Genomic DNA, 26,308 nt, shown 5'->3' on the forward strand with positions numbered 1-26,308 from the left:
GGACAATACTGTCACCTTCTTAGCTGAATCTGAAAAATCAGATTATCCGTGCATTTATTGTTTCTCAGGTTTGGAGACTAATTTTTACCGAAATAAAAATTATCAATAACATTTTAGCCAAGACATCTCTAATAACAGCAAGGTCTTCTATGGTAAAATATAAATCATAGGAGGCCTTTTATTATGGCAAGAAGAGAAAAGAAACCTGTACACAAAGTAGTAATGGCAGAAGGAAAGCGAAACATCATTCAGCAACTTCTTCAGGAGTATGATATTGAAACCGCTGAAGATATCCAGGATGCTCTTAAGGATCTGCTTGGCGGCACCATCAAAGAGATGATGGAAGCAGAAATGGATGATCATCTTGGCTACCAGAAATCTGAACAATCTGATAGCGATGATTACCACAATGGATATAAATCAAAGCGTGTAAACAGCAGCTATGGCAGCATGTATATCGATGTTCCACAGGACCGCAAATCGACATTTGAGCCACAGATTGTAAAGAAACGTCAGAAGGATATTTCTGATATCGATCAGAAGATTATTTCCATGTATGCGAAAGGGATGACGACCCGGCAAATATCCGAAACCATCGAAGATATCTACGGTTTTGAAACATCAGAAGGCTTTATTTCAGACGTTACAGATAAAATTCTGCCTCAGATCGAAGACTGGCAAAATCGACCGCCGAATGAGGTATATCCAATCCTCTATATAGATGCCATCCATTATTCCGTACGCGATAATGGAGTGATCAGAAAGCTGGCTACCTACGTCATTCTTGACATCAATACAGAAGGGAAAAAAGAGGTTCTTTCAAGCACTGTCGGTGATAATGAAAGTTCAAAATACTGGCTGTCTGTCCTGAATGAGCTGAAGAATCGTGGTGTAAAAGATATCCTGATTATCTGTGCTGACGGTCTTAGTGGTATTAAAGAGGCAATTGCCGCTGCATTCCCCAAAACGGAGTATCTGAGATGTATTGTACATCAGGTAAGAAACACTCTAAAATATGTTCCAGATAAGGACAGAAAAGCGTTCGCTTCCGACCTAAAAACGATTTACCATGCTTCCGATGAAGAAAAGGCTAGACTGGCTCTGGATCGCGTTACTGAAAAATGGACCACAAAATACCCGAATTCTATGAAACGCTGGTATGATAACTGGGATGCAATAACGCCGATTTTCAAGTTCTCACCGGATGTCAGAAAGGTTATTTACACGGTCAATGCAATCGAAAGTCTGAATTCTACCTACCGTAAGCTCAACCGCCAGAGAAGCGTATTTCCTAGTGATACAGTGCTCCTGAAAGCCCTGTACCTGACAACTTTCGAGGCCACTAAAAAATGGACTATGAGCATTCGGAACTGGGGACAGATCTACGGTGAACTCAGCATTATGTACGAGGGAAGACTCCCAGAATAGCAGAATCTGTATGCATGATGAGAAGGACGTCTTTGACGTCCGCTCTTGACATGCCTGAAATCATGTCGTATATATAAAACAAGAGCTGGAAGCTCCAATTTAGTGCTTCCAGTTCAATCATTATCATAGAAGATTATTATTTACAGACTTTTCTTCATAGTCTCGAATATTTTATTATCTAGCAGCTTCATTATGTTCACTCATATATTTTAATCTTTTTTCATGCAAAGTCTCTGTTTGACCCACAATAGCAACATTGTCATATATTCGTATTGATTTCCACCCCGTCACTTTACATCCCCAATTGTTTATTGTCATTTTTTCCCCTTTATACATCACATATTTATCATCTAACAACTCTGCTTCTGAATCTTTTGCATCACACGAGTTAACTGTAATATAAAGTTTATCGCCTGGCTTTACTAAATTGAACTCAATTAACTTGTCCATTTTAGGGAATGCCGCTTCTGTTCTTTTCTTACTGCTCTTCTGTATAGCACCCAAATCAATTTTGGGTTGGGGCATACAATAATCCAATATAATCTCAACCATTTCTTTGCCTCTCTCTTTAATATTTGAGTACATAGTAAAAGAATTGTATTCCTTTAACTCTATTGCGGTATTTTGTCTTCCAGAATTTTTGTCTCTATAATAAATTCTTAGATTTCCTATTTTATTTAATATTTGACTTATGAAAGTATCATAATCCATTCCCTCAACAACAATATCTTTTGGAAAATCATGTCCTGGTTTAAGAACTAAAGTATTGGTATTCTCATCTTTATAATATTTGTATTTTGCATCCTCGATTTTCGGTGTCTGCACTAGCAAATGGTCCAAACTGAATGCATCACTAAATGAGTCAAATAAGGTATAAGCTTGATCATACGAAATAACTGGAATACCCTTTGAAACAGTTGTTGATTCATATAACGCCAATAATGCACATGTAAGTTTCTTGTTTTGATTATATGCATCTATTCCCATTAACTCTGCTTTTAATTTCTCTGATGTAATTCCTTTATTCAAATACTCAAAAGCTAGAGAAGTTATAACATTATCTTTTATGACCGCTTTGTTATCGTATATTTCATTCATAATACTTGAAAACATAGTAATTGCATCTTTGCTATCTCTATCACTAATAGTAAGGAACTTCACCATAAATCCCACCGTTTCAGTTACAATTTCTACCACGTCATCCTTAGCAATTTTGCCTTCACTATAATCAACAAGCATTCTCAAAAACAATGCTTTAGGGTGCTTATATGAAACTTCTGTAAATATTTTATAATAAAATCTAAACTTATTATTCTTTATAAGGTTATTTGCCTTATCTGTATCTGACAACATAATATAGTAATCAACCTTATTATACATATCATCTAATAACTTCTTAAAAGCTTCTTTTTTTGTTGAAACCTTGTAATAAGGCATCATATCACGAGTAGCAATTGTTTTAAAATTCTCCACCGAAATATTCTGTCTATAAAAACACAAATAAGCTTTTATAAAATTATAGAGATAATCGTATAAATTATCATTTGTTTTTATTATTAACTGTCCCCATTTATCTAAATATGTAGCGTAATCACTTTCATCAAGTTTTGAAAATATATATGTTTTTATCAAGTCAATATCGTCAAGTTTTTTTCCTTTACTATTAATTGATTCAAACATAGAAAACACCTTTCCCTTTTTACAATTGGCCTCAACAACAATGAATTGTACATATTGCAACAAATATTCTGCATAATCCAAGATTATAGAGCAATCCGTTTTCATTAACATACTCTTGAGTTTCTCCGTTATAAATAAGTAATTATGTATCACTCGCTCCTCAAACTTTGATGATGTTTTATATTCCTTGCAATATTGTTCAAGGTCTTTTGCATTATCAAAACCTTTATTAAACAAATCAGAAAAACACTTTTTTTCAATACTGTTCAATGTAACTACCGGCAAATTCTTCTTATATTCTCGATTTACTACTTTCCACAGTGCTCCCTTAACTCTATTTAATGTTAAATCCTTTTCAGGAACACCACTGATTAGTGCTAACGAATATACCACAAGCAAAATCAAAGAAAAAGTCGTAATACGTTGTTGTCCATCTATAATATCATATCTCGATATTCTGCCATTTACTTTATTGTTTATATCATACACAATGATGTTTCCTGTATAATATCCATCTTCCCTATCTTCTGCATTAAATGCCTCGCTTATATCAGTAAGAAGTACTTCTATCTGCTCCTTATCCCATGAATAAGGTCGTTGATAAACCGGAACTTCATATATTAATTCAAAAAGTGTTTCCAAATTCCACATATGTGGATCAAGTATTTTTTGTGCCATTTTCATCCTCTCCTACTTTTTCATTGTCTACTTGCTAACTATTTGTCCCTTTTTTACTTTCTTTATTATTTTCTGTTTCTATTATACCATATACTATTGCATCTTGCCTTCATTTTCTCGATGCAAATTATTTTCCATATTTTTTTATTTGTGATTGTTTTTTTTCATTCCACTCATTATAATAGAGCACGGAGGAATATATCATGGAGAACTTCACTGTTTTAAACTATCAAGGAAGTAAAAACAACCTTAGTAGTTTTATAAAAAAAAATATAGAACCTTATATACAAGATGGCAAAGCTATATTGGATATTTTTTCCGGTTCCGCAGCTGTCAGTAACATGTTCAGAGATAATTACCAAGTATATGCTAATGATACTGAAAGTTATGCAAGTATAATTGCTGATGCAATATTAAATCAACCAGACATTAACTCTGCAACCGAACTTATCAGTTCATTAGATATTGAATACACTACTACAATAAAAAAACACGCAAAACCTGTTATAGACTTTGTCAAAAAAGAACAACTTGCTCTTGATAAAGAAAACTATGAACAATTAATTGCTTTATATAACCTATATCCAACTGTCTGGAATAATCAATATTCTGGTATAACCAAAAATAAATTAACTGTAGACAGCGTAAAGCAGACACACGACTTCTATTTGTTTACAACGTACTATGCAACTAACTATTATGGAATAAATCAAGCCCTTGATATTGATTGTCTCATAAAAATAATTAATTTACGTTTCCCACAATATAGAAACGCCCTTCTTTCATGCTTGTTTTATGCTATGAAAGAAACTGTTTTTTCTAAAGATGGGCATATGGCACAACCACTCAGTCTTGAAAAAAACAAAGCTCGCCTGTTTATTCAACGCAAAAAAAATGTTTATGAGTTATTTGTAAAAAAGTTCAAAGAATATATAACAATTCCTCTTTCCAAGTTTTCGGGAAAGAATATGGTTTTTAATTCAAATTTTGAAGATTTATTAGACCAAAGGATTTTTTCAAATGTGGGCTTAGTATATGCGGATCCTCCATATACAGATATGCAATATTCAAGATATTATCATTTATTGAACGTTGCTGCCAAATATGAATACCCAAAATTGACTATTACAAAAAATGGATATACAAAGGGTTTGTATACAGAAGGGCGTTACCAATCCAAACTAAGTCAGCGTAGTTCTGCAAAGCAATCCTTGGAAAACTTAATTAGTTTTTGTGCACATAACAACACTAATTTAGCCATTAGCTATGCTTACCCTCAAGACAGAGAAAACCAAGCTACAGATAGATACACTATTTCTATTGATGAATTAATCGAACTTGCCAAAAAACACTATACCAATGCTCGTGTTAATGTTGTAACGCAAGATTATAACCATGCTAATCATCGTAACAGCAAGCAAAAAAAGGTTTTGGAATACCTAATATTGTGTGGAGAGAAGAACATTAATCAAGTTAACATTGATTCTTTAAAAAATCAATTATGTAAATTAACGCCTACAAAAAACAACCCAATGTATAACTCACATATGTATTGGTCTCAGAAATCCTTCAATATATGTGACGTTTTAATAGATGCCTTGTCAAATAAAGGTGACGTTGTTTTTGATCCTTTTCTCGGCTCCGGAGTAACAACACTTGAAGCAATCAAAAGCGACTTATCTCGTTGCGCTATAGGCTGTGACATTAATGATATGCCATTGTTTATTTCCAAACTTTTACTATCTATTAATGCCACTCCTGATATAAAAAATACTCTTGAAAAGTTTATTCAAGAACTTAATTCTTTAGGTCATTATTACGAAACAACTTGTCCTAAGTGCAATGCTGTTGGAACCATATCAAAGGTGATTTTTGATAAACCCGAACGTACCAGTTCTAATGTAATAATAAAAACTATAAATTATAGTTGCAGCTGTACTAAAAAGGGGGTTAAGTCGCCTGATAAAATGGATTATATTAAATTTAACACAATACGAAAACTTGAAAATGTTACAAGCACTAGTTTGCTATATAATTCAAAAATAGCCGTAGCTAAAAATGATGATATAAAAAATATTTTTTCAGGGCGTAATATATCTGTTTTAGACGAGATACTGAACATCATTAATAAGTACGAACCTGCATATCAAAATATTTTGAAGTATATCCTTATGTCTATACTTCATTTATGCAAAATAACTGACAAGCATTCAAATTCACAATGGCCACTATGGATACCTAAAACAGATTGTGTTGAAAAAAATATTATTGAAATATACACAAAAAAGATCAAGAAATTTTATGATGTCATTCCGTTTATGAAAGAAAATTATGCGAATTCGCAAATAGTTGAATCCTACAATATGCTTTCACCCGGAAAATGTTTGCTTATGCAGAAAGGTAGCCAGTTGATTACAGAACAGGATATACCTGACAATGGTGTTGACTTAATCATTACGGATCCGCCCTACCTCGAACAAGTTTTATATTCGGAATATATGCAATTATACAAACCATTTTTAAATCTAGATTATAATCTAAATGATGAAATAATTGTATCTTCCGCACCATCTCGAAGCAAAAACAGAGATGATTATTTTCATTTATTAGATTTAGTTTTTAATATGTGTTTACACAAGTTAAAAACCAATCATTATTTATGTTTATATTTCCACGATTGCAATTTAAATGTTTGGAACGAGCTAATATCAATTTTGGAAAAAAACTGTTTTAGATTTATTACCCAAATACATGTTGATAAAACTGTCACATTAAAGAACATTATTAGTCCTAAGAAATCATTAAATGGTGATTCTATACTGATTTTTTCCAAAAGTGACGCTCCTATATATCATAATGCAGAGGAAGATGTATCCGAAATTGAACACAATATAATTCGTCAAGCTAAATATATGGTAAAATCGAATGGTTCGTTATTTACTCCTGAATTATACGATAACGGACTTATGGAAATTCTGATTCAAAATGGCTGGTTGGAAAAGCTATCCAGCAAATATTCTTCCCTTGTTGATATTTTCGAAAAACATTTAACTTGGGATTCTTCTATAGCCAAATGGAGATAACAAAAATGCGAGGAAATCCTCGCATTTTTGTTTATACATCTTGAATTCCATTATAATACTCGTCTGGGAAATATCTATTAAGTCGTTGCATCAATTGCTTTCCATCAACAATTTCGACTTCTAAATCCATTGCAACTTTTTTCCCATCCTTTGTATAACCAGAAGTTGTTACACACACTGCATAATCCAATCCTCTTCTTATTCTCTCTGCATATAGACGCTGTATAGGATCTGAACCCACATTAGATGCCCAACGCTTACATTGGAAAATATAATGTAACAATCTATCCTGCTGTCGTTTAGATGCAATTATATCAACACCTAAATCACCCGCACCACCCATTTTTATAACATTTTCATAACCTTCTGCTTTTAACAAATTCTGAACTAATATTTCAAAATCCGTACCGCTTAATGTTGAAATATCAATAGCATCTTCATTAGGTTTACTAATATCTTTTCTCTCAACATAATATTGCCCGTCTTTTTGACAGTAATTAGATATCAATTTTTCTATATCTCTCTGGTGACTTTTATCTTCTAATATTTGGGCAATCGTTTTGGGGTTACCATCACATAATGAATTCACTAATTCAAAATAAACATCTTCCAACACAAACTTGCCTTTGCTATTTAATAGTTGTCTTATAAAAATAGGCATCAAATCATACAATTTGGTATATAAGTCTGTTGTATCCTCAATATCCAAGTACAATTGATTGTTATCTATTTGTATGCAACCAGCATCTACTTTAAAGTATTGTTCTAACAAAGCTTTTATTCTGAATATATCTTGCTCACTTGCTATATATGAATATTTTGACTTTAAATCATTACAAACCAGCGTTACAGCGCTTGTCAAAGTTACATAATCTTTGGTTCTTATTAAATACGAATATACCTTTTTAACAAGTAGAAACTCATAATTCTCATTTCCAATATACCAATATCTATCACTCTCTGGTAACTTATAGAAAACAACTATCATCTCATTCATAAATGTATTGGTAAATGCTGATTGTTTTCGCATTGTTGGATCTTTTTTCTCAATACCTATTTGATATGCATATTCAAATCCATTTTTTCGTGCCAAATTCACAATTTCGATATACGTTTTAAAATACTTCGCTTTTCCCAGTTTCATAGTAAAGAAAACAAGCCCATCATTATTTAAAACTTTAGAGAAATGCGCAAACATATTATCGATATCTTTATAATAATTTTCGATATCTCTTTTTGCAGTTCTGCTTTCCGCATTTGTTTGAACAATTTCCTGCTCTAGCATTTCTTCTGTCAAAACATATTTCGAATCATAAAACTTTTCTAGCCATACACGGTACAGTTGATTTCTCTCCAAGTATGGAACTTGATCTGTGTATGGGAAATCCGTATAAATAACATCCACCTTCAAATCAGGATTTTCATCTATATAAGATGCATAGTCCTTATTAATAATTGTTACCTCTGAATCCGTCGTTCCAATTTGTTTATTACTATATGCTGTCTTAAACTTGCAAAAGCTTTTATATTTATCTTCAAAAAGTAACCAAACATTCATATCTTGTGCGCCATGCCCTACCACATGATATAAAATATCTGTGCTTGATCCATACATCGCAATCCTTGCAAGAGAAATAGACGCAACTAAAACTTGTTCTAATACATCTCTTTCTTCTGATGATTCAAGCTTGTTTATCGCATCCTGCAACATCAATAATGCTATCTTATTTCTTTGTGTAAAAATTCTATCATATTTATCTGCCCCTGTTGATGAAGTAATATTAATTCTACTATTTACAATGTATTGCTTTTGAGGAAATCTATCTACATTTACCTTATCCAAGCTAATAAGTTTTTTATAATCATCTTCATCAAATTTTTTCGCTTTTTCACCGCAAATAGGACATTTGTCTACAAGCTTTATATTTTTTCTATCTACAATCTCTCTATTGCTAGACGGATTAAAGTATCCTTCTTTACCTTCCTCCGGATCAAATAAAACTTTGTGTATGTAATTTTTACAGCCACAACAGGATGTTTCATATAATGCCATTATTTCTTCATATACATCACTTTTTACAATATCAAAGAGTTCTTGCAATTTGAGCATATCCACTCTATTCATCAATACTGCAACTGCATTAAAAGTGTAATTATCCAGCTCTGTTGCATAAATCCTCTTCACCTTACCCATTGCTGCATATACAAACGAACCAGCTCCCATAAAAGGATCATATATAATATCATCACTATCGCACACTGCTTCTATAACTTTTTCAGCTATATCCGGCGATTTACGTCCTTTAAAATTAAAAGTTGTTCGCATTTCATTTGGGACAGTATTAGGAACAGCTTCTATTGCTGTCTTGATTCCATTTAATCTAATTTTTACACTCTCAGGTATTTGTTTTTTCATCTGACTCACCCTCCTTAATTAACTCATATGTGGGTTTTCCCAATGCTTCCGCCATTTCATCTAATTTGCTTAATGGTGGTGTTTTAAAATTTTCTTCTCTAAAATATGATTTCAAAACATCTTCGCTGACAAAGCCATAAAACAAGGCCGCTTTATCATTCCACGAAAACCTACCTGCTTGCATAAAATATTCTTGTAAGTTATGTAATAATATTTCTCGTGAATTATTTCGTAAAAATTCAATTTCCGCAAAAATTTCCCCATTTTTTTGTATCAACGCATATGATCGACATCCAATTCTATCCCCCATTTGATCAATCTTCTTTAAAGAGGGACACCGAGCTTTACTTTGCCAACGCTTTATTGAATCTTCTGAAACATTTAAAAGCTGTGCTATATCCGCATATGTATCTAAATGATGATAGGCAGCCAACCGGTTAATGTTTTCTACAAGTATGTCTAAAGAACCCATTCTGCATCTCCTTCATCAAGCATACGTCTCACATCCACCATTCCTATATACGAACTTATTCTCCTGATAGTTTTTTTACCATTCGTCCGGTCTTGCAATTTACATTGCAATATAGAAACAATCGCACTAGGATTGCAGAAGTAGACTCTTTCTACTGAAAATCTTTTTTTATTAACTATTGCCAAAACAATTTTTTCATCATCCAAATATCCATCCAATACATTTTGTGTAATATCTTGAAATGTCCATCTAGGAGCACTACTTACTTTATATTCGTATGTGCGCCCACATTCGTCATATGCATCATGTTTTCTTTGCTCCGAATTCACATTATGGTTAAGCTCATATGCCACCAATAATTCCCACAACTTATTACTTGTCAAAATCCCATCAACACCTGTTATTTCTTCAATCTTTGATGCTGTAAAAAAAATCTCTTTTAATTTGCTTGAACAAGTTGTTGTTTCCATTTCAATTATATCATATGACATATTACTCACAATCTGCATTGGACTAATATTAATCATTCTTCTTAAATTAAAAATATGTTGCGTCTTTTCTTTCATATATCTTGCAACTTCTTCTCCTGGAACAACATATATTTTTTCAATATGCGGAATTGTATACTCATCATTGATTACCGTAAAATAAACTTCTTTTACATAATACAATTTTTCAATCGTTCTATCAGTAAAATCATTAAAAGTCCATGTATGATTAGAACTGGAAACCTTATAATGTTTATACTCGTAAAATTCACCATTTCCGTCTCTTGCATCAGGTGTATTTGCATGCCCATTAATAATCTGATGCCCAAATTGCTCTGCAATAAGAACTTCATATATCTTACTATTAGTATATATGTCGTCTATCCCATTAGTAAAAAAATGATCTGCCAATACCTTTAGCCTATTTATTAATTGTCTTAATTCCATTTTTATCACCTCATTGTATATGATATATCTCTAACAAACATTTTTCGTGACTATTTGTCACTTTTATATTTGTGCTTTATGACTTTCTGTCGAATAGCAAAATGAAAAGCGGTTTATGTGCTAATTTATACACATAAACCGCTTCATTTAACGTCGTAAAACCTTCTCAACCACCTGTCCGATACTTTCCATCCATCACAAACTGTTTCATAAAATCATATGCCTTATTCAGTGTTTCCCGAAGTATAGAGTTTTCAGCTTTTAATTGTGTTGTGGTCAAGCTTTTTTGTAACACTTTGTTCGATAAATACCTACCTGTAACGAGCCTCCATTGGTGTTAAATAATTATTGTATGAATGAGGGCAAACATAGTTATACCAATTTATGTATTTCATAGTTAGTTCATCCATCATCTCTACATTTGAAAATGAAATTATGTTATAAAAGTTGCTTTTGAAAGTGTTATAAAATATTTCCATGGGAGCATTATCATAAGGATAGCCAGCCTCACTCATACTTTGTGTTATATTATTCTCTTTGCAAAAATTTACAAATTCCCATGAAGTAAACTGTACCCCCTGGTCTGAATGCAAAATCACTTTAGGGTAGTTTTCCTTTTCAAGGGCTGTCTTCAGAGTGCTTATTGCCAAATCAGTGTTGATATAATCACTGTTTAACGAAGCAACAGCTGACCTGTCATACAAATCAATAATTGAACAGTTGTATCTGAATTTTCCATTTGGCTGGCGCATATATGTGAAGTCTGTGCACCATACTTTGTTCTTGCAGTTGACAGTAAAATTCTGATTTAAGAGATTGTCAAAGATTTTATTCTTTTTGCCAGTCTTGTAACCTGGCTTAGAATGCATAATTACTGCACAAAGATTCAATTCCTTGTTCATATATTTATGCATTGTGGTATTTCTTAACTCATAGCCATATCGTTTGATAAAAATGCGCATAGCCCTATAGCCTATAACACGATTGTTGTTGTAATAAACATACTTTATAAGCTCAAAGATATGTGCTAAGCGTTCACGATATTTTCGCTTTGCATCCTTTTTGTAGTTGTAATAACAATTATGACTAATGCCAAACTTCTGGCATAGCCATCTTAAACCAAATATATTTTTATTGTCATCGATGAATCGATATACCACTAATCGATTTTCTTCGCGAAGAATGCCGCCGCTTTTTTTAAGAAAGCAATCTCTTTATCTTTTTCATTAAGAAGCTGATTTAATCTTCTGATTTCCTTTGCTTCATTAGATTCTGCGGTTGTTCTGGTGGTATAGAGGCATTCTTCCTTGTATTCGTTAACCCATTTGCTAATGGAGCTTTTGGCAACATTAAATTCAACAGCAATTTGCGGTATTGATTTGTCGCCTGCCATATAGGCTTTAACTACTTCTTTTTTGAAGTCTTCGGTGTTAATGTACTGACATAGTAACGTCCTCCTTGTTTGAGTAATATTATAATATATTATTCGAACAAGGTTTTACAAATTTATTATATCACAACACTTCTGATGTCTCAAAACCGTAGATATCTTCGATGGTTTCGGATATTTGCCGGGTTGTCATTCCTTTTGCATACATGGAAATAATCTTCTGAGCGATATCAGAAATATCCTTCTGACGTTTCTTTACAATCTGTGGCTCAAATGTTGATTTACGATCCTGCGGAACATCGATATCCATGCTTCCATCATCTCTTTGATGGTGCCGCCAAGCAGATCCTTAAGCGCATCCTGGATATCTTCAGCGGTTTCAATATCATACTCCTGAAGAAGTTGCTGAATGATGTTTCGCTTTCCTTCTGTCATTACTACTTTGTGTACAGGTTTCTTTTCTCTTCTTGCCATAATAAAAGGCCTCCTATGATTTATATTTTACCATAAAAGACCTTGCTGTTATTAGCTATTTACAGAAAAAGTTTCACACACTCCTAAATCGTGGGACAAGCCTCATTAATATCATCCTTTATTTTACTTTTTTACCAAAAACTTGATTTTATTTTTACGTTTTCCTGCTCTGTAACTCTCAATTTTGTCTAAAAACCAGATAATTTATTTTTATATTCATCAATATTTCTGTGAAGCAATTGTATCTGTTCCCTTAACTGTTTATTAGTATCAATAGCTTGACCATATAATTGCTTAACCTAATTCAATTCAGCTATCACTCTTTCCTTTTCTCTCTTTTCATCTTCATAGAATTTTGTGCCAAAATACTTCCTAGATATTGGATCTACTAATAGTTCACCCCAAATATATCCACCATTTTTCCCATCCAAGTTTTCTGTAATTTCAACAATTTGCTTCTCTTCATCCTCTGCATTGTTAAAATTATCTTTGACATTCCATTTACTGACTGTAAATTCTAAACATGCAAGTCCTTTTTGTTTCATTTGGCTTATCTTTTTACTATCTACCAGATGAGTATCTTTTATTTCAATTGCAAACTGACCTTCCCATTTTTCAACATAAATTGCTGGATCCGCTTTCGTGAAACTCACAAGCAAATCAACAATTCGTCTACTTCCATCTTCCATAAAAATAGTTTATTCTTGCAATATTTCATCAGGATATATCGTCAGAGCCTCGCCCTTCCACCTTATTTCTAGACGCTCAATCCTAGAGATACATTCTTTGAAAAATTCATGTCTATATGATTCCTCACTGCCTTCTCCTTTGTTTTCGAATTCGGCATTATAATATCTAAAATAACTATTCTTAAGTATACCATTTTTCCCAGTTTAAAAACCATTCTTACTTTATTTTCCGTTTTTTTACAAATGCTATAAATGTTATTTTTATACTTTTCCCAAAGATCTGGCCGATTCTGTTTCCAATCTAATGCATCCCATATAGTAATTCTTCTATATTTTCCATCTATTAATAAATCTGCCCTTCTTTTCAATAACATCATCTCCTTCTGTGTCTTTGTTAATAAATTCTATACTCGTCCAACATTTTCTTTAGTACAATTGCATTCTCATATTCCTCTTTAAACGCATCCTCTCGATATGCACTTGGCAATTCCATATGTGGTAATCGTACATCCTCCAAATAATTCTGTCGTTCTGCCCATTTCGTAGCTGCATACTCTTTAAAATTTTCTTTCTCCTCATTTGATGAAAATATCAATATACATTCTTCAAATTGTTCTCTTGCATACATAGCTTCATGACTATCATAATCACAAAAGAAATCATGTAAAATCATTTTCTTTGTTCCTTTTACATAGTATTTAAAGCAAACATTTCCTTCATAACGCCAATCATCAAACAAAAAATCTGTACATGGAACATTTGTAAAATATCTACCACCATCTAATCCTGCACCAATAATAGAAAATAGTGTTGTCTGATGATACTTAACATTAATATTATACCAACGTGGTCTACTATCCGACTGGCTGAACAAATAATACTCATACCCATCTCTATCATCACACCTAAAATGCTCAATAATATATTCTGGAGAATATTTATAATATTGGCGTGTTATAGCACCATCCTGGCACATCTTCCCATTCTTCCTTATTCAACAAATAATAAAATACCTGTTCAAGTGGCGCCATCAATAATCGAAATCTCTTTTTCCACAGATATTCAATATGTGAAATTTCAGCAGTTTTGTTTTTAGGTGTGTTACTGTCCATTACTCTAGTATATATGTTGTTATCATTCACCCCTCGATACGACTCTTCCAGAACATAAGGAGTAGAATATCCATTTTTTATTATAATTATATCTATTGTGCCTGTTTCCAGTTGCATTGTTTCAACCACTACACGAGGTCTAATCCCACCTGCAAACTTCTTATTTCTCACAAAATCCACTAGCATTTGCGTCGATTTTCGATTCTCTGCATTGGTCATATCATTAACACAATAATCATTTTCTTCATCAATTCCTATGATGATATACGCATCTCGATTCTCTAGATTATTGGCCATACAAATAATATCATGTAACAAATCCGACTGTTTTCCATCTTCATACCATTCTTTTTTAAAGTCCCAATATGCTCCTTCTTGTTTGAGGGATATTAGCTCCAATATTTCTTCTTTTTGCAATTCTGAAAGCATACTCTTCTCCATTCGTTTAAATGTATTTTTATATAGTTTCTATATATACTCATAATTCCATTTATCTACTGGAAAACGCTTATATTCCTTCAATTTTTTATTTTCTGGCATCGCAATCATTAATAGTCGTCTTGGTCTTGTCATCGCAACATAAGCTATCCTCATCAATTCGTCTTCCAAATCACCCTCCATTAAAAACTTGGGTGTAAGTGTTTTTCCAGTCTTACTTTTTACATAAATCAAAACCGCATCATAAGTTTCACCCTTTACTCCATGAATTGACGATCTTGTATAATCTCCACTGGTTTTCTTTTCAAAATAATTTTTTAATGGTATATCCTTAAACTCTGGATTACTCTTATCTCTCATTTTTATCTTGAAAATATCTTTTATATTAGTCCCCTCTGCAATTTGGAAATTATATTTTTGTAAAACATCAATATACAGATTTGTAAGCTGGCTTATCCATTCTGCTATACCTAAATCTATATTGGGCAAACCACAAAAAACATCAATTATAAAATCTTTCCAATTTTCCTCATCTGTATATTCCCTTATCTTTTTACTCATTAAATACTCATCTGTTTCCTCACCAACAAGAATTCTAAACGATGCTTTAGACATATCACTGAATGCCTTCTTGCGAGAACCACATTTCCATTCATATGCAGCTTTTGCAATCAGCTCTATTTCTTTACTTTTCCACAAGTCCTTAATATCTGTATCTGAATGAATTCTTCCTCTTGTAAGAACAGCCACCTTATCCGATTTAATTTCTATATCCATACTACGACATTTTTCAAGAAAATAATCTATCACCTCAGACTCTGTATTTTCGTTCGTTAAAAGCAGTACGGGTTTTTGGCTCTCATCTTTATAATCTCCCACCGCATCGTTTGATCTTTGTCCTTGCAATGTTGCCGAAAAACAAGACGTTGCATTACAAATATGCTGTGAACTGCGAAAATTTCCCGTCAGTTCAATGCACTCCCATGACTCTGCATCTATTTTCTTTTTAAAACACTCTGGATTTGCATTTCTCCATTCATATATAGCTTGATCCGGATCTCCCACTAAAAATATTGATTTTATACCTGCTTCCGTTAGCAAATCAAATACAGCCATCTGTTCCTCTGATGTATCTTGAACCTCATCAATAATAATGACTGGAAAACGTTCAACTATTGCTGTTGCAATCATTGGATATTCTTTTAGCAACCTATATGCAAAAGATGCAACCTCATTTTGGAATATAATGTTTTTCTTCATAAGCATCACTTTATATTGCTGGCAAGGAAGAAGTTGACTCTTTCCACGTAATTCACAACTAACAATTTCTTTATCTTTATAAAATTTATTGTCAATTCCCCATTGAAATTTTTCTATGTTGTCTACACATCCATTGCGATAACATTCTGTTCTCCAATACCTATAAGGTATTTTCCAATTATCACTCAAAGCAATCAATGGTCTTACTTTTTCATGTGTCTTTAAATAGCCATATCTCAAGACAATAAATTCATTAATAAAACTATCAACCGTCCCAATGTAATGAGGATAATCCAATTTACCAATCCCCTTATTCAACAAATATGCTTTTTTATAGATTTCTTCACTAGCAACATTTGTGAATGACAAAACTGCAACTCCTTGATGATATCTATCCCAGTTATCCAAATAAGACAATAACTTAGTCGCTACAGAGTATGTTTTCCCACTACCTGGACAGGCTCTTACAATAACTCTACCTTCAGCTTCCAAAAACGATAATTGCTCACGTGTTAACTCTTCCATATCTACCTTTCCGTCACACAATACACTGCTTCTTTCAAATAATCAGGGATAACAAATTCTTTCTCGATATTTTCACCCTTTTTTCTCATTTCATACTGTTTCTTGATTATCTGACTTATATACTGTGCAATCGCTCCTTTGCATTTGTCTCTTGCTCGTATGAATAGCCATACACAAGCTGCTTTTTCATTCATATCATGCAATCTGTTTACCTTTTGTTCCAACGCAGGTCCCAACTGTGAATACTCACTTTTTATAGCTTCTATAAAATATTCAATATTATTTTCATCACAACACAAGGCATATTCTAATGTTTTTGTTGCCTTAAATACATTGATACCCACAGTTCTACACGATGTTTCAAGTTCATTGCATCGCTCCGATGGTGTCCCGCTCAATAATTTGTTCGATATATCACTATTCACATCATCATAATCAAAGTCCTTATTGATATAATTAGCTTCACTCTTCTTGGTACATCTATCATCATCTGTTACAATTGCAACCTTTGAAAAACAGGTTTGTACACTCTGCGAAGAAAATAAATTAACAAAAGGACCAAACGCAACGCTGTCTACATTCACAAGCTCAACTGCATATTTTTCTAATGGTCTGTCCAGTGTTTTTGCAATCTCCGGCAATAAAATTGCTTCACTAATGCCTTCTACAAATATAATACCTTTAGCAAAAAACATTTGAGATTTTGTTACATCCAAGTATTTCTGCAAATATTCTTTATTATCATCTGTTAAATTTGCTTCTGAAAATGGTAGACAATATTTTTTGTGTGCATTTTCATAAACCAAATTAATATTACCTATATCCACCTTTGATGCCAATGTTGGTGAATGCGAAGTGAAAATAATTTGTATATTTGCATCTCCTTGATTTGTATCAGTCAAAAAAGTATGTACTAATTCCTGTAATTGCGGATGCAAATGTGCTTCTGGCTCTTCAATTAAAAGCAAATGTTGATACACTCCACCTCGTTCAATTGCCATATCACCAAGCACCGCCGACATGAATAAAAGATTATTGTATCCTAATCCATTCTGATATAATTCAAATGAACTGCTTGCAATCTCATTTATTCTTGTTACTAATTCCGGAGCCATATCTTCAACATTTTCTAAAATAGACGTTTCAAAATATATCCCATTTTCGTTTTGTTGTATTTTTCTATTATCTTCATGTTCTCTTGCATATTGCTGGGCTCTCGAATACTCACCATCACTTATTGAAACTAATATCCATTTAGGTTTTACCCAAGCTCTTAACGATGAGGCAATTGAATCGAATCTTGGCTCTATTAACCCTATATCAACATGCTGGCTCAAAAAATCTTGTTCTATACGAGCTAAATTATCATTAATTGTTTTTCTGGTCTTTTTTAGTTCTTCTTTTTCCAATAGGGTATTATTTGCACTATTTAGTATGTCCACTAATTCTGCTCGTGTGCCTTCATCTGGCACCAAACTTCTTAATAATTGAGCTAATTTACTGTTTCTAGCTGGTTTCATTTCACTCTCAGAATCTCTTAATGCACCCAAAAACATTACATCCATTGCATCGAAAGTGTCTGATGACAGTGGATTTCCCTCTGTTCCGATTCCCCAATGTATTGCTCTCACTTTTTCTATACCATTAGCAACAATCACTCTTTCAAAACGAATATGAAATTCTCCACCTTGTCCACCCGCACTTTCAGGATTCCATATTTCTACTAATCTTGTTGGTACTTCTTCCAAATAAATATCAAACAATGCAAACTCAGCTGCATTTCCATCTTCACTAACGTGAAAATCAGCTCTGGTAAAAAAAATGTCTTTCTTATATGTTACGGTAGAAAATGCAATTCTGATAGCATCCATGACAGTGGATTTTCCGGAATTATTTTCACCGATAATTGCATTTACACCCTTATTAAATTGTAAGGTAATTCCATCCTCATCAAAGGCTCTGAAGTTTTTTATAGTCAGTTTTTCTATATACATTTTGTCACCTCGTTATCTGAAAATATCACTGATAAAATCTACTCTTTTTTATAATGTTATATATCCTGATAAAACTGGAATTTGCTTATCTCCTGATTAAGAATTCTATTTATATCACCTTTTTCATCTATATCGACCTCAAACTTGGTCAATAAATTATCCAATCCACCCAAACTCAACCCTGTTAATCGTGATATAAGATAAGGATTTACACCATTTATTGCCAAATCAACTATCGCCGTATTTCTAATACATTCTACGGAAAACGTATCTTTATCTTTTGGTACATCATACCCTATTTCCTTTAAAGCATAATAAAAAGGCGTATTAAATACATTTTCTGAATATTTGCATCCACAAAACAATTCGAAAAATAAGTCTTCTTTTTGAATATTTTTATTTATTTGTTCTAATTCATTTTTAATATCCAAACTCAATGCTCTAGGTAATTTTATCTCAAATCCATTAATGGTTACATAATCAAACCCCTCTGAAAAATCACCAACCTTTAAACTAGCTATTACTTTTCTCTTTGTCGGTGTCAAAAGAGTAATCTTAAAGAAAAACCCCATCATAGTCATGTTACTATATTTTTTAGATTTGCTATTAAAGTAATCCAATAATTCTTTTATCTGATCCGATTCAAAGTGTCCTCTTTCACTTGCCAGCTTCAAATTACACTCTTCAATTATATTCTGCTTAAATAAATCATAATCTGGAATTTGATTAAAGACATTTGTTGCTATTCCTTCTTTTAAAAAAAATCCAAAAAACCTTTTTATTGCATTTAAATGATTGTTCATGGTACTAACGGTTTGAATTGCATCTTTTTCGTTATAATACTGAACAGAGTCTTTTAAATGCTCACTTTTTATTTCTATCGTTTTGTCTCCCATTCCAATATGCTCTATATAATCAACAAACATTAGCGTATGATGTATAATATAAATATTCCAGTTCCGTAGATTCTATAAATTTTTCTCTACACATTCTAATGTGACTCATAATACCCTCCAACATTTTGCTTTTAAAATATTATATCACGAATAATTCTACAATTCTATCGGGAAATCAAAAAAATCACCCAATTTACATCATCGTAAAATGAGTGACTTTTCACAATTTATACTTTTTTCTTTCGGATAATTCCGAGTAAATACCTCTCACTATTTCATTGTCTATGACTCTCTTCCCATCTTGCTATTTGAAGAAATAAGTCTCCCCCTTCCCTCAACCTTAACAAGTATCTCTAACTCTTTTAATGCATCCTTGGCAATCCACATCTTATTCTTATTGCCACTTTCTTTCAATTCATAAGCTAAAAGTATTGCCTTTTCATTGTAAGTAAAATCTTTCTTACCTATCTCCCGCAATGCCCAAGAAATCGCCTTTCTAACATGTTCATGTTCACTATCAGAATACTCTTGTATAATGCCCAAATAATCATCAAGCGTATCATTGATAATCGTTTTGTTATGTACTACAGAAGAAGCTATTAACGTAAATGCTGCTCTCTTCTTGTAAATATGTGTACTTGTCATCCAATTAGAAATAAACTCATCATAGTTCTTCAGCTTAATAATTAGATTTTTACACAAGTGATTGCACAAATCCCACGACTGTACATCACATATAAGTTTATCTATTTCATCATGGGATATAGTCTTCTTGTCAAAAACCAATACCGCCAATAATTTTGCTTCGTGATAACCAGAATTCCACAGCTCTCTTGCCAGTTCATTTGACTTTCCTGTTTTCTTTGCTATTGCACGAACAACGGCTGTCGAAACACCTATACTATATTCTTCCGGAATACCCATTTTCACGACATTCGCTTTGTATTTTTCAGAAGCATTTGCTTTTAGCTCTTCAATAATTTCATCACAAGTCATCTTTTTGCCTCCAATGATTCTCTTAAATCCTGAATGTATTTAGCCTACTGTTTCTTTAAATACATTCCCACAAAAGGCTTCATAATCAGCTTTTTAGCGGTTACATCTTCTGTAAATTCAATAAATGTAACACCATCGTTATAAGAAAATTTTCTCGTCCAATGCCCCTGCATATTACCGTTTTCCATATCGAATTCATATTTCTTACATTCATCAAAAGCAGTAATTTTAAACTTTGTAACATAACCATCCTTCGTATGTTCCTCGAACTCTTTTTCAGGCACAGTCACCACAATTTTATCTATGTCACTTCTCCTAGAATAGTTATCCAATGCTTTAACTAATTCCCATACTTTTTCTATTTCACACTTAAATTCCACTTTAATTGTTGCTACTGACACTATTATCCTCCTTCTTCACAACCGGTAGCCAGTATTCATATATTGCATCCTTAGGATCTGCTTTTATATATACCTCAACATCAGGTATCTCCGCATACTCATACCCGGATGTGGGCAACCATTCTGTTATGACACGGCGTTCCAATTCTTGCAGAGAAACATTGGTTCCACGTCCTGAAAACACAGCCCAAGTTGCAACAGGAATATGGTACTGTTCAAAGTTATCACTATCTTCTGTAGAACTTACAACAATAAAATATTTCCATTCCTTTTCATTATGTACGCTTACACCCAACAATCCTTCCGGCTTATCATTCATTATTCCATAAAGTTTGACAAGGGTTCCATTTTCCAGTGCTATATTCCATTTGTGTGGTATTCTTGCAAAATTTTCCTCAAGCACCTTACTTAATGGACAACTTTTTCCAACAATGCGAAAGGCTTCTTTTGTTTCAATTCTGAAATTCATTTTCTCCATACCTTGTACCGAAATAGAAAACTTTATTGCCGGATAAGATTTCAAAGTTGCATTTTTCTTCTTTGCTACAGATGGTGTGCTATACCGTGTATGCTCTGAAATGCGCGATTAAAAGCTGTCGGTGAATCATATCCATATTTCAGAGCAATATCAATAACCTTTGCTCCTGCATCTTGTAAATCAACTGCTGCCAATGACATTTTTCTCCTTCTGATGTACTCAGAAACCGAAATATTTGTCATGTAAAAGAACATTCTTTGAAAATGATACGCGGGAAAATTTGCAATCTCAGCAACCTTTTCATAGTCTATTTTCTCAAGCAAATGATCTTCCATGTATTCAACAGCACTGTTTAATCGCTCAATCCATTCCATAAAATGATACCACCTTTATAATACAAATTCCTCTCTTTTTCCTACAAATAAAAGAAAGATTAAACATTTTCTTGTTTTTTAATCGGATGTCTAATTACTGTCTTCCACTTCTCCGGCGCAACCTTTCTTGCATCAGACATATATATTTCATGATGTAACCGATTTTCATTTATGTCATTTTCATATCCATTCTCTTCTAAGAACGTATCCATAATCGCTACAGATTCCGGTTCATTATCAAAAGGCCCTATATGCATGATTTGAACACATAGACCTTCTTCAATGGTCAGAAATTCTGCTTTGCTACAATCAAGCTTTTTCTTTCTTGTTGCAGTTTCTACCGCCCACTCGAAATCCTTCTTTGTAATAAAATCAGGTAATCTAATAACAGAAATCCAATTAAATGAATCCTTATTCCTGTAGTCTGCGCCTCTTACATTTTCTTGCCACCAGAAACCTTCCACGGGTGGAACTACATATTTGAAAAATCCTTCTATCTTGTAATCGGTTTTGTAACTCATCTTCAAAGTATATGCAACAAAATACAATACACTTATTGCCTGTTGGTACTCGCCATCCGGAGTATTCGGATTCCCTTTTCCTCTGACAGCAATATAATTAGCCGTCGGAACATTGACTATTTCAGGTTTATTCTTAGGCATATAAAATTCTTTATATTCCTTTTTTAAATCAAAAGCCATTCCCTACACCTCCCGAACATAATAGGAATCGTACTTTGTTCCATTATGCCCTATTAACGATTCTTCTGATAAAGAAAATCCCATATGTTCTAAAGCCTGTATACGCTCTTGGGCAATTGAAACTACCTTAGTAGCAATCATTTCACAAGCAAACATATCTCTCGTTTCAGGAATAATAATACCAAGAATATCCTCTATTGTATCCTGCTTCTCATAATCACCTCTTAAGTCAAGTCGGAGCAATCCGCAATTATTAAAATAATCCTTTGCCTTTCGATTAAACAGCTCTATCGTACCAATTGCGCAGTTGGCACTTTTATCAATAATTGTCCAGCGTACATAATATCTGCTTTGGTATTCTCTTTTCCAAAACGCAATGGTATCCTTCATTTCTTCAATTGAAGTATAGTAAAAACCATTCACACAATTATCACTGTTAAAAATCGGTACTGCATCCTTATCGGAATATACCTTAAGCAAATCCTCTGCGTCACCATCCTCAATTTCTCTCAGCAGAAACACTTCACTTTCCATAACAGGAATTTGTTCATATACATCAATACCCATCTTCTCATCAACCTCCATATCGTAATTTGTTAAACATTAAATAACTTCATATACATTATCTCACACAAATTACGACACCTATATGTCATAGTTTATCGTATAAAAAAAGAATATCTTTTGCACTATTAATAATCCGCTCTTTTATGTGCTCCGGTTCTATAATCTCGACTTCTTTTCCCTGTGACAAAACAACACCTATCCACCATTGTTCCTTCTCTACAATATGAATCTCCATAATAGAACTACCGTCATCACAGTTTTTTATTTGTTGTCCGTTTAAATATTCCTTTATTCCGTGTATCGCATTTCCACGGCATCGCATCCGAACTCTTGTGGATATGTCCTTTCCCTGATAGGAATTGTCACAATCATTTAAAATATCCTGTGCCGACTTGTGCTCCTTGGAAAATTCATCTTCCGTTATCCAAACATCTTCCATCCTAACCAACTTATATGTTCTATAATCCTGTTTTGCCGTATTATAAGCCAACATATACCAAGCATACCATTTATAAATAACTGCTATCGGTTCTACACAATGTTCTCTTGTTTCTCCTCCATTATTTGTATATGTAAATCTAACCACTTGCTTATTCTTAACTGCAGACTGTAAAGTTTGAAGCAATGTCTCATCGCCTTCTCTTAATACAGAAAAATCCAAAATCATACCTGTATTATTGTTCTTAGATATAGCTGTTATTTTCTCGTAAATATCATCAGCCATCGGATTATTCGTAACCGTTTTTAATCCATTTATGGCAGTTGCAATATAGGCATATTCATCTTCCGATGCAAATTGGTTATTCATTTGGAAATCACTTAAAATTTCATATCCACCATTTGTACCGGTAAGAGCACAAATCGGAATGCCTGCCTGACACAAAGCATCTATATCCCTCTGAATCGTCCGCACAGATACTTCAAAATGCTTTGCCAGCTCTGATGCAGAAGATTTTCCGTGATTAAGCAGATATAAAGTTAATGCGTATAATCTGTCTGTTTTCATCATTAAATCCTTTCTATCTAGTAGAAAACTTACTGCATATTATACTACTCCAAAGTAAGCCCTTCTCCTATACATTCCATCAACACTTCCATAATATATTTTAAATTTATCTTGTCATATGGATTTCTTAATCTCTTTTCGATCACCAACGCCATTCCCCATATCTCTGCAGCTGGACCATCAAAATTATCATAATGACAAATAAATCCATCCGCAAGAATTTTAATGGCTTTTCTAACCGTCATATCACTTCCAGCTATGAATGGTTGATCTAACATTGTATCTATTCTATCAGCTAATTCGTGTTCTCCAATTTTCCTTAATAGAATCTGTGCCGTATAATTATTTTTCAACTTAGGACTTTCAATACACATAGCACGCAATTGAACAATAATCATATCAAAATATGTAGAAATATCTATATCATTATTCAGTGGCTCATCTATTTCTACAAAACGTTGATACCTTCTTAGCAATATGTTGTAATGCACATTAAAATGGTGTATATATTCTCCTAATGCAGCCACCTCTTCAATTTTACTATTTTCTATATTCAATTAATTTTCCTCCATATTTATCCACTGAATAAATGCCGTTTTATCCGAACTATTATACCCTGCCTTTCGATAAAAATTCAATGTAGACTCTTCTTTAGAACCAGTAAGCAACATCATCTTATAACAATTATTCTCCCTAGCAATCTGCTTAGCCAAATCCAAACAGCTCGTAGCATAACCCATTTTACGATAATCTGCGTGTGTCACCACATTCTCTACAAATGCATATGGAAGAACACCCCTTGTAAGATTCGGAATAATCACACATACGCAGGATGCCACAAGTTTCCCTTCCACTTCACACACAATAAGATGATGATTCCTGTCACTAACGATACTATCCCATGTATTTCGTAAATGCTCCGAAGATTCAGGAACCCTGTCTTCGTGAAGATATAGGTATAACTGTAATATTTCATCTAAATCATCTTTATTTGCTTCTCTAACACTCATTTTACCAATCCTTTTATTATAAAAATCTAATACAAATCAAAAAGAAGTGTTACTTCCCTTGAACTTCTACTTTTCTTTTTCACAATACGAGATAAGGTCATATCTATTCAATATTTGATATAATATTGAATACTCTTGATTTATCAAATTTAATTCACCTATGTAATTATTTTCTTTTCCCTTTTCTCGATCATAAACCAAGCACCCCACCACTCCATTTATATGAATTTTTTGAATATAGCATGCATTATAATCACCTATACACAAATCCAATTGTCCTACCTGCCTTATATCGGTCTCTAATTTTTCTTTTTGTTTTTTTAGTTTTTTCTTTTGTCTAATACGAATAAGTTCATTTATTACAATCTGCTTCGTTTCTAAAATTTGTTCATCATCACCAGTAATCGTTAATTCCTTCTCTAAGTCCGTTATTTTTTGTAACAACAAGTCTCTTTCATATTCACCAATATAATATCTATATGATCCAGCCTGTCCCTTTTCAGCATATCTTGACAAAATAATTCCAAAGAAAGAAAGCAATATTGTTACCATCCATACAAACGTAAGCAATACACTTTCACACTCCATCATTTGACATACAAATGATGCAATGACGGATATAACTAACGAGTAGAAGCATGTTATCAAATTATCAAACAAAGAATTTTGAATCAAAAGAAAGTCTGCACGTGCATACAATCTTTCTATTTCTTTGTTTTTCACAAGCTCATCAACTTTTCCGCCCTCTTCATAGTAAAGGTTTATTATTTGAATTTGTTTTATATAATAATGTTTATCTTCACCCCAACATTTTTTATATTGATCAATTTTCTTAAAAATTTCATCATCACACTTCTTAATATTACGGATACCTCGTTTCATAGTAAGAATTCCGCAGATAACAAAATATACTATCATAGCCACTGCTATCAATAAAAAAATTGAACTTAGTATTGTTCTTATAACTCCAACTATTACTAAAGAAAGCTGGTTAATATTATACGCAAAAAGAACGGTTGCGACACATGTTATAGCAAATATGATGGCAGTAATAACAATATAACGTTTCTTCCACTTTTCCATATACTCATCCTTTCTTAGTTGCTAATTTTAGTAACTCTCTTATATTATGTTAGAAAATATATCTACCTTATTCGACAAATTCTTTTATAATATTATACCACATTTTTACGTATAATCATCTATAAATATGGGTAAGTATTTTTTAGTCACCCATATTTATATTATCGGCTCTTGTTCGTGCTAACCCGAACTACATCTTCATAATACTGTCTATTCTTCGTC

At 32.9% G+C, this 26,308-nt stretch carries 23 protein-coding genes and 2 pseudogenes; 2 read left to right on the forward strand and 23 right to left on the reverse strand.

The annotated features are described in order from the left end of the window. Positions 1–183: 183 nt before the first annotated feature. Positions 184–1,428 carry an IS256 family transposase gene (locus OCV48_RS04115; RefSeq protein ID WP_147591234.1) on the forward strand — a complete coding sequence of 415 codons (1,245 nt, stop codon included), beginning with the start codon at positions 184–186 and terminating at the stop codon, positions 1,426–1,428. Positions 1,429–1,602: 174 nt separating this feature from the next. On the opposite strand, the gene OCV48_RS04120 is transcribed toward OCV48_RS04115, so the two are convergent. Next, a complete protein-coding gene (locus OCV48_RS04120) occupies positions 1,603–3,786 on the reverse strand; it encodes a DUF262 domain-containing protein (protein WP_262558923.1) in 2,184 nt (727 codons plus the stop codon). Positions 3,787–3,989: 203 nt separating this feature from the next. Between OCV48_RS04120 and OCV48_RS04125 the strand changes: the two genes are divergently transcribed. Continuing rightward, complete coding sequence (locus OCV48_RS04125) at positions 3,990–6,869, forward strand: DNA methyltransferase (protein ID WP_147591236.1); 2,880 nt, start codon at positions 3,990–3,992, stop codon at positions 6,867–6,869. Between the two features lie 31 nt (positions 6,870–6,900). Here the strand turns inward: OCV48_RS04125 and OCV48_RS04130 are convergent, their stop codons facing one another. From OCV48_RS04130 to OCV48_RS04235, 22 genes and pseudogenes are all read right to left on the reverse strand, one after another. Then, entirely contained in the window at positions 6,901–9,285 is a 2,385-nt protein-coding gene (locus OCV48_RS04130; RefSeq protein ID WP_147591237.1) for a restriction endonuclease, read from the reverse strand. Continuing rightward, positions 9,266–9,757, reverse strand: coding sequence for a hypothetical protein (locus OCV48_RS04135; protein ID WP_147591238.1), 492 nt, complete (start codon positions 9,755–9,757; stop codon positions 9,266–9,268). Before OCV48_RS04135 ends, OCV48_RS04130 begins: the two co-directional genes overlap by 20 nt. Next, positions 9,745–10,692: a hypothetical protein gene (locus tag OCV48_RS04140; RefSeq protein WP_147591239.1), complete on the reverse strand. Its 948-nt coding sequence runs from the start codon at positions 10,690–10,692 to the stop codon at positions 9,745–9,747. The genes OCV48_RS04135 and OCV48_RS04140 overlap by 13 nt, the downstream gene beginning before the upstream one ends. A 311-nt stretch (positions 10,693–11,003) precedes the next feature. After that, positions 11,004–11,852, reverse strand: a complete 849-nt coding sequence (locus tag OCV48_RS04145; RefSeq protein WP_262558927.1) for an IS3 family transposase — start codon at positions 11,850–11,852, stop codon at positions 11,004–11,006. After that, positions 11,852–12,178: a helix-turn-helix domain-containing protein gene (locus OCV48_RS04150; protein WP_317246813.1), complete on the reverse strand. Its 327-nt coding sequence runs from the start codon at positions 12,176–12,178 to the stop codon at positions 11,852–11,854. The genes OCV48_RS04145 and OCV48_RS04150 overlap by 1 nt, the downstream gene beginning before the upstream one ends. Before the next feature lie 37 nt (positions 12,179–12,215). Beyond that, positions 12,216–12,517, reverse strand: a pseudogene (locus OCV48_RS04155) (transposase); the annotation flags it as partial. Positions 12,518–12,855: 338 nt separating this feature from the next. Next, the gene (locus OCV48_RS04160; protein WP_147591242.1) at positions 12,856–13,245 is read right to left on the reverse strand and encodes a hypothetical protein; all 390 of its coding nucleotides are present in this window, start codon (positions 13,243–13,245) and stop codon (positions 12,856–12,858) included. Between the two features lie 68 nt (positions 13,246–13,313). Further along, complete coding sequence (locus tag OCV48_RS04165) at positions 13,314–13,613, reverse strand: hypothetical protein (RefSeq protein ID WP_147591243.1); 300 nt, start codon at positions 13,611–13,613, stop codon at positions 13,314–13,316. Positions 13,614–13,639: 26 nt separating this feature from the next. Next, entirely contained in the window at positions 13,640–14,221 is a 582-nt protein-coding gene (locus OCV48_RS04170; protein ID WP_147591244.1) for a hypothetical protein, read from the reverse strand. Beyond that, positions 14,184–14,786 carry an AlbA family DNA-binding domain-containing protein gene (locus tag OCV48_RS04175; RefSeq protein ID WP_262558932.1) on the reverse strand — a complete coding sequence of 201 codons (603 nt, stop codon included), beginning with the start codon at positions 14,784–14,786 and terminating at the stop codon, positions 14,184–14,186. Before OCV48_RS04175 ends, OCV48_RS04170 begins: the two co-directional genes overlap by 38 nt. Positions 14,787–14,825: 39 nt before the next feature. After that, positions 14,826–16,580 (reverse strand): ATP-dependent helicase, encoded by a 1,755-nt coding sequence (locus OCV48_RS04180; RefSeq protein ID WP_147591246.1) that lies wholly within the window; start codon positions 16,578–16,580, stop codon positions 14,826–14,828. Positions 16,581–16,582: 2 nt separating this feature from the next. Continuing rightward, entirely contained in the window at positions 16,583–18,574 is a 1,992-nt protein-coding gene (locus OCV48_RS04185) for an ATP-dependent nuclease (RefSeq protein ID WP_147591247.1), read from the reverse strand. Between the two features lie 56 nt (positions 18,575–18,630). After that, positions 18,631–19,470 (reverse strand): site-specific integrase, encoded by an 840-nt coding sequence (locus tag OCV48_RS04190; RefSeq protein ID WP_147591248.1) that lies wholly within the window; start codon positions 19,468–19,470, stop codon positions 18,631–18,633. A gap of 282 nt (positions 19,471–19,752) precedes the next feature. Beyond that, positions 19,753–20,466, reverse strand: a complete 714-nt coding sequence (locus tag OCV48_RS04195) for a DNA alkylation repair protein (RefSeq protein WP_147591249.1) — start codon at positions 20,464–20,466, stop codon at positions 19,753–19,755. Between the two features lie 44 nt (positions 20,467–20,510). Next, a complete protein-coding gene (locus OCV48_RS04200; protein WP_147591250.1) occupies positions 20,511–20,867 on the reverse strand; it encodes a polyketide cyclase in 357 nt (118 codons plus the stop codon). After that, positions 20,848–21,719, reverse strand: a pseudogene (locus OCV48_RS04205) (AraC family transcriptional regulator). The gene OCV48_RS04200 and the pseudogene OCV48_RS04205 overlap by 20 nt, the downstream one beginning before the upstream one ends. 59 nt (positions 21,720–21,778) lie before the next feature. Next, positions 21,779–22,420 carry a GyrI-like domain-containing protein gene (locus OCV48_RS04210; protein WP_147591251.1) on the reverse strand — a complete coding sequence of 214 codons (642 nt, stop codon included), beginning with the start codon at positions 22,418–22,420 and terminating at the stop codon, positions 21,779–21,781. A gap of 3 nt (positions 22,421–22,423) precedes the next feature. Beyond that, entirely contained in the window at positions 22,424–22,987 is a 564-nt protein-coding gene (locus tag OCV48_RS04215) for a GNAT family N-acetyltransferase (RefSeq protein ID WP_147591252.1), read from the reverse strand. Positions 22,988–23,072: 85 nt separating this feature from the next. Beyond that, entirely contained in the window at positions 23,073–23,993 is a 921-nt protein-coding gene (locus tag OCV48_RS04220) for a helix-turn-helix transcriptional regulator (RefSeq protein ID WP_147591374.1), read from the reverse strand. 44 nt (positions 23,994–24,037) lie between these two features. Continuing rightward, positions 24,038–24,550: a hypothetical protein gene (locus tag OCV48_RS04225; protein ID WP_147591253.1), complete on the reverse strand. Its 513-nt coding sequence runs from the start codon at positions 24,548–24,550 to the stop codon at positions 24,038–24,040. Then, complete coding sequence (locus OCV48_RS04230; RefSeq protein ID WP_147591254.1) at positions 24,551–25,003, reverse strand: GNAT family N-acetyltransferase; 453 nt, start codon at positions 25,001–25,003, stop codon at positions 24,551–24,553. A 66-nt stretch (positions 25,004–25,069) separates the two neighbouring features. Beyond that, positions 25,070–26,086, reverse strand: coding sequence for a hypothetical protein (locus tag OCV48_RS04235; RefSeq protein ID WP_147591255.1), 1,017 nt, complete (start codon positions 26,084–26,086; stop codon positions 25,070–25,072). Positions 26,087–26,308 lie beyond the last annotated feature (222 nt).

It is taken from the genome of Bovifimicola ammoniilytica, from assembly GCF_025567085.1.
Lineage (GTDB): Bacteria > Bacillota > Clostridia > Lachnospirales > Lachnospiraceae > Bovifimicola > Bovifimicola ammoniilytica.